The sequence below is a fragment of the Kitasatospora sp. NPDC059812 genome (genome assembly GCF_042732075.1).
GTDB lineage: Bacteria > Actinomycetota > Actinomycetes > Streptomycetales > Streptomycetaceae > Kitasatospora.
Map to the genome: position 1 here is coordinate 32097 of NZ_JBHWIO010000055.1, position 6433 is coordinate 38529.

3 protein-coding genes are annotated in these 6433 nt (G+C 73.1%); all 3 read left to right on the top strand.

Annotated features, from left to right (window positions below; all coding sequences use genetic code 11):
* The first annotated feature begins 144 nt into the window (after nucleotides 1-144).
* The 3 genes from ACFV6D_RS25075 (at nucleotide 145) to fxsT (ending at nucleotide 6155) form a co-directional block, all read left to right on the top strand.
* Nucleotides 145-1704 (top strand): HEAT repeat domain-containing protein, encoded by a 1560-nt coding sequence (locus ACFV6D_RS25075; protein ID WP_380561166.1) that lies wholly within the window; start codon nucleotides 145-147, stop codon nucleotides 1702-1704.
* 429 nt (nucleotides 1705-2133) lie between these two features.
* Complete coding sequence (locus ACFV6D_RS25080) at nucleotides 2134-2604, top strand: hypothetical protein (protein ID WP_380561167.1); 471 nt, start codon at nucleotides 2134-2136, stop codon at nucleotides 2602-2604.
* 44 nt (nucleotides 2605-2648) lie between these two features.
* Nucleotides 2649-6155, top strand: coding sequence for an FxSxx-COOH system tetratricopeptide repeat protein (fxsT, locus tag ACFV6D_RS25085; protein WP_380561168.1), 3507 nt, complete (start codon nucleotides 2649-2651; stop codon nucleotides 6153-6155).
* Nucleotides 6156-6433 lie beyond the last annotated feature (278 nt).

Sequence of the window (6433 nt, forward strand, 5' to 3'; positions counted from 1 at the left end):
GGTGGGGGACATGTCCCCCACCCGCCCTACGATGCCGATCATGAACGAGGATTTCGACACGCGAGGAAACAAGGGTGCGGCCGGGGTGCCGGCCTGCCCGGAGTGCGGCGCGGCGCTGCGCATCGGCTCCGGCAGGATGGCGCGGTGAACTTCTTCCTCCGTCGTCAGCAGCCCCTCTCACCGCCTTCCCCTGGCGCGGACGCCCTGGAGCGTGTCCGGCTGCTGGTCGCTGGTGAGCGGGCCGCGGACGGAAGTGCGCTGGAGGAGTTGACCGCCGCGCTGCTGGAGGTCGGCTCGACCGGAAGCGCTGAAGACTCGTTCGAGGCGCTGCGCACGCTGACGGAGCGTCCGGTACTGCTGCTGCGCCTGGACGCTTTCATACGGCGGGAGTGGTGGCACCCGACGTGTCCCACCCCGCGGCCCGTCGAAGCCGACCCGGTCGCGCTCGCTCTCGCCGGCTCGCACGCCGACGGCCGCATCCGCGAGCGCGCGGTGCGCCGGATGCTGGACCAGCCGCACCCCGGGACGATGCCGTTCCTCGTGCTGCGCACCAGCGACTGGGTCCGCCAGGTTCGGGACGCGGCGAGCGCGGGCCTGGCCGTGCTGCTCCATGGCGACCCGCTGCTGGCCACCCCGGCGACCGTGCGCACGGCCCTGCTGATCAACCGGCGCCAACGCGGCGCATTCGCCCACGGCCAGTTGCTCGTGCCGTTGCTGACCGGGTCGACCACGGCCCTGACCGGAACGCTCCTCGCGGCCCCCGAGGCGCCGGTGCGCCGCTTCGCCCTGGACGCCGTCGCCCACCGCCTCGGGCTCCGCGACCTCGCGGCCCTCGCCGAGCGCGACTCCGACCGCCGGGTCAGGGCCCGGGCCGCGGAGGCCGCCGGCCGTCAGGCGGTGTGGACCGACCAGGCCGAGCTGCTGCGCCGGCTGGCCCGCAGCCGTCATGCCGAGGTGCGCGTCACCGCCCTCACGGGGCTGATGCGCACCGGCTCCCCGCAGAGCGTGGTGGCGTACCTCGACGACCCGTCCGCGCAGGTCCGGGCCTTGGCACGGGAGGCGGCGCGCCGCACCGGCACGGACCCGCTGACGCACTACCAGGCGGCCGTCCGGGCCGACGACCCGCAGGTCGGGGCGGTCGCGGGGCTCGCCGAGACCGGTGGCCGGGCCGACGTCCCCCTGCTCGACGCGCTCCTGGACAACCCGGCGCCCCAGGTCCGCGTCCACGCCCTGCGGGCTCTGCGGAGCCTCGACGTGGTGCCCGTGCCCCGGGGCACGGCGCTGCTGCAAGACGACTCCGCCGCGGTGGTCAAGGAGGCCGCCGCAGCCCTCGTCCCCAGCGCCACCCGGCTGCCCGCCGACCTGCTGTGGGACATGCTCACCGACCCGCAGCGGCCGGCCGTGCGGCGCGCGGGCTACCGGCTGTTGAGCCGGCGCGACCGCCTCACCGCACTGCGCGCCGCCGTCCTCGCGAGCGGTGATACCCACCCCCGGCTCGCCGCCCAGGGCAGGACCGACGCCACCACACGGATCCGCGAACTCACCCCGCGCCCCTGGCTCACCCGCCCGGTCCCGACCCTCGACGCCGACCCCGCACAGGCCGCCGAACTGCTCACCCTGGCGGAGGAACGCCGCACCGTCCTCACTGAGGACGTGATCCAGTTGCTGCGCGACGCGCTTCGTCCGGTGCCCGGCAGCCGGTAGCCAGGTCGCAGGCAGGCGCACCTCGCGCGGCCCGCTCGTGTTCGGCGTGTGGTTTTCACCGGGTTCGGCGCAGGCGTTCACTCCTGGCCGTCGGCCACCATCAAGGTCTCTGCTGGAGACCTTGATGGCCGCTCTGGGCCGCCATCAAGGTGACGCTGTGTGTCTGTACAGCTGTCGCGCTGTCGCGCCTGGTGGGGGCTGTGTACAGGGGCGGGGCCGGGGTGTGCGCCGGACGCGACAGCGCGACGGCCACCCCGGCCGGGCACTCAGCGTGACTGGGCGCGCTCCCGGGCGGCGAGCCACGCCTCCAGCGCCTCGACGGCGGCGGGACGGTGGTCTTCTTTCGATGGAGCCATTGGAGTTGAATGTCGGTCAGTTCTGCACGGAGCACCACCGAGGGATAGGGGGTAGCCGGGAATGCTGTCGGAGATGTTGAGCGCACTGGCTGCGGCCGGGGGCACCGGGATCGTCCAGGCCGCCGGAACGGACGTGTGGACGGCCATCCGGGAACGGGTCGCCCGCCTGCTAGGCCGCGGGCGGACCGAGGACGAACGCCTCGTCCAGGCACGCCTCGACCGGACCAGGCAGGAACTGGAAGCCGCAGCCCCGCAGGAACGGGCAGCCCTTGCACAGCGACAGGAACACACCTGGCAGACCCGGCTGGCCGACTTCCTGGAAGGACTGGAACCGGCCGAACAGGACCAGGCCGCCGAGCAACTGCGCGCCCTGCTGCTCCCCGCCCCCGCCGACCCCGCTGCCCAGGTCCACGCCGACAACAGTGGAGTCACCGCCGGCCGGGACATCGACAACCAGGGCGGCGCGATCGGCCGGGACTTCAGCGGCTCGGTCACGATCGGCGCACCCGACCGCCCTACCCCGCCGGGAACGGACCCGCGCTGACCGTCCCCGGAGCCGAGCACGGCCCCGCCGGTCCGCGAACCGGCGTGCGCAGCCAGCACGACCTCGTCAACTCCGGCGGCGTGGTGGCCGGCAGCGTCCGCGGCGACATCCACGTCCACAGTCCCACCACCCCACCGGCCCTCACCTGGCCGATGCAGATCGGCACCGTCCCCACGGTCGCGGACTGCTACCACCACCGCCCCTGCGTCGACCGCGCCCTACACACGGGCACCGCCACGGTACTGAGCGGACCGCAAGGCACCGGCAAGACCCAGGCCGCCGCCCACCGCGCCCAGTCCGCCCTGCGGGAAGGCAGCGTGGACCTGCTCCTGTGGACCGACGCATCGAGCCGGACCGCCGTACGGGACAGCTACGCCCGGGCGGCCGCTCACCTCGGGCTGGCCCAAGGACCCGACGCCGCAACAGCCTTCCTCGCGTGGCTGCACACCACGAACCGCCGGTGGCTGCTGATCCTCGACGCGTTGGCCGACCGCAGAGACATCCATGACCTGTGGCCGGACCCGGCCCCCAGCAGCGAACTCGTGGTGACCACCCGCAGCACGGACCGGCAACTGCGCACCCGACGGCGCGCGACGCTCCCCGTGCGCCACTTCACCACGCGGGAGTCCGTCGGCTACCTGGCCGACCGCCTCGCCGTCCACGACCTCGGCGCCCCGGAGTCCGAACTGACCGCAGCCGCCGACGCGGCAGGCGGCCGACCGGGCGAGCTGTGCGCCGCCGCCGACCAACTGATCGAGGCCGGCTCCGGCCCGCCACCACACCCGTACGGCCTGCACCGCGGATCCGTACAGCTGCGCCGGTACGCGCCCTGCCCGCTGTGCGCCCCACCGGCCCCGGCCACCGGCATCGCCCTACGTCACGCCCCGGAGGACGAGGTCTGGGCCCGGTGGATCGAGGCCGTCCTGACCGCGGCAGGACTCGGCCCACTTTGCGAGGAAGCCGACGCCGACCGCACGATCGTGCTGCTGTCCACCGCCTACCTACGCTCGCCATGCTGTGCCGACCCCGTCGAGCATGCCCTGGTGACGGCACGTATCGACGCCGCGTCGCCGCCGGCCTCCCACCCCTCGGGCCCGACCGTCGAGCTGACCGGCCACCGCCCCGAACAGGCCGCCGCCGCCCTGTTCGCCGCACTCGGCGGCGCACCGCGACCACCCGACCTCACCGGCCTGCGTTACCCCGGTACAGGCCCGGCCCACTTCAAGGCCCCGCCCCGCCACCTGTCGTTCACCGGCCGCAGCACGGTCCTGGAACACCTACACCGGCAGCTCGGCGGCGCAATGGCGGCCGTCCTGCCCAGCTCCCAGACCCTCTACGGCCTCGGCGGGATCGGCAAGACACAGATCGCGTTGGAGTACGCGCACCGGTTCGCAGCCGAGTACGACCTGGTCTGGTGGATCGACGCCGAACAGCCCGAGCTGATCGGCCCCACGCTCGCCGACCTGGCACGCGAACTCGGCCTGCCGGTCGGCGACTCGGTCGCCGAGGCCGCCAACTCCGCCCTGACCGCCCTGCGGCGGGGCACCCCGGCCGCCCGCTGGCTGCTGATCTTCGACAACGCCGACGACCCCGCCGAGATCCTCCCGTTCCTACCGGGAGGCTCGGGCCACATCCTGGTCACCTCCCGCAACCCGGAGTGGAACCGGGTGGCCGAGGCCCTCGCCGTGGACGTCTTCACCCGCCGCGAGAGCATCGAGCACCTGCGCCGCCGCGTCGCAGGCCTGACCGAACCGAACGCCGACGCGGTGGCCCACGAACTCGGCGACCTCCCCCTGGCGATCGAGGTGGCTGCCGCCTGGCTGGACGCCACCGGCATGCCCGTCGACTCCTACCTGGCCCAACTACGCAGAGCGGCCGCCCAGGTACTCTCAATGGGCCGACCAGTGGACTACCCCGCCACGGTGGCCGCCGCCTGGAACGTCTCGATCACCCGGCTGCGCGCCGAGGCCCCCGCGGCCGCCCGCCTGCTGCAGCTGTGCGCGTTCTTCGCCCCCGAGCCCATCTCCACCCGGCTCGTCTACGACAACGAGCAGATACTCCACGCGCTCTACGGAGAGCGGGCCGACGGACCAGCCACCCAGATCAACCTCGGCGCAGCTATCAAGAAGATCGGACGCTACTCCCTCGCCCGGGTCGACAGCACCGGCATCCAACTGCACCGGCTCGTCCAGGCGGTCATCCGCAGCACAATGACCGCAGAGGAGCAGCGCGGGGCCGCCCACGACGTCCACCTCATCCTGGCCGCCGCGCGCCCCGCCGACCACGACATCGACAATCCGGCCAGCTGGCCCGCGCTGGAGGAGATCTGGCCGCACCTGACCGCCTGCGCCACCCACCAATGCGACGCCCCACAGCCCCGGCAACTGCTCATCGACCGCGTCCGCTACCTGTGGAAGCGCGCTGAACTGCACAGCGCCGACCGCCTGAGCGAAACCCTCATCCCGGTATGGACCGACAAACTCGGCCCGGACGACCCACAGAACCTGCGGCTGCGCTTCCACCACGCCAACATCCGTCGCTCACTGGGGCGTTACACCGAAGCGCTGACGCTGGACGAAGACGTCCTGGAACGACAGCGGACCACCCTCGGCGAACACCACCCGGACGCCCTGATGACCGCCGGGTCACTGGCCGCCGACCTACGGGGCCTGGGCCGCTTCCAACCTGCGCTCGCGCTCGACCTCGACACCTACGCCCGCCTCACCACACTCTTCGGCGCCGACAACCCGCGCACCCTGGCCATGGCCAACAACCTGGCGATCGACTACCGACTGGTCGGGGACAGCCAGGCCGCCCGCGACCTGGACCAGGAGACCCTGCAACGACGAGAGGCCGTGCTGGGCCTGCGACACCCGGCCACCCTCTCGACGAAGTACTGCCTCGCCCGCGACCTGCGCGACCTCGGCTACTTTCCGGCCTCGATCGCCCTGCTGAGCGAGGTCGCCGTCGGCCTCGCCGCAGTCCTCGACCCCGACCTGCCGGAGAGGCTGCGCAACGACACCTCGCTGGCCGTCTCGCTGCGCCGGGCAGGCCGGCTAGAGGAGGCCCGTACGAAGAACGCCACCGCCTACGAACGCTACCGGGAACGCTACGACGGGGACACACCGGACGCTCTGATCTGCGCGGCCAACCTGGCCGCGGACCACAGCGCCGCCAGCGACCACGGCCACGCCCGAGACCTGACCGTCCAGATCCACGCCACGTACGAGCGACTGCTCGGCGCAGACCACCCGTTCACCCTCGCCTGCGCCGCCAACCTCGCCCTCTACCTGAGGACCAGCGGTGACGCCGAGGCTGCCATCGTGCGGGGCGAGGCGGCGGCGGAGGCGCTGGGCCGATGCGTGGGCCCGACGCATCCGTTCACCCTCAAGGCGGTGATCAACCTCGCCAACGCCTACACCAACACCGGCCGCCATGGCACGGCGCTGCCCCTCCTGCAACAGGCCCTGGCCGACCTGGGTGCCCGCTACGGCACGCAGCACCCGGACGCACTGGCCTGTGCCGCCAACCTCGCCCGCACCCACCTGTGAAGTTCGGCCGTGGTGTCAGCAGCGGCGCGAAGCCGTACCGTCCGGTGTCGCGTTCGCCGTATCTCCTTTGCGTTTCTGATCTTGTTACTCGGGTGCCGATGGGATGGGCCTGCGCTGCCCGCCGCGTCCCCGTGGCAGGGGCCCCGGGGGGAGAGTCGGCAACCGGTGATCGGTCGGCCGTACAGCCCCCCCGTGACCGGGCCCCGGCGGGTGACAGCCAGTGGATTGCCGTGGGGGGGGGGCGGGGGGGGTTGGGGGCGGGGACGCGTGGCCCGGGG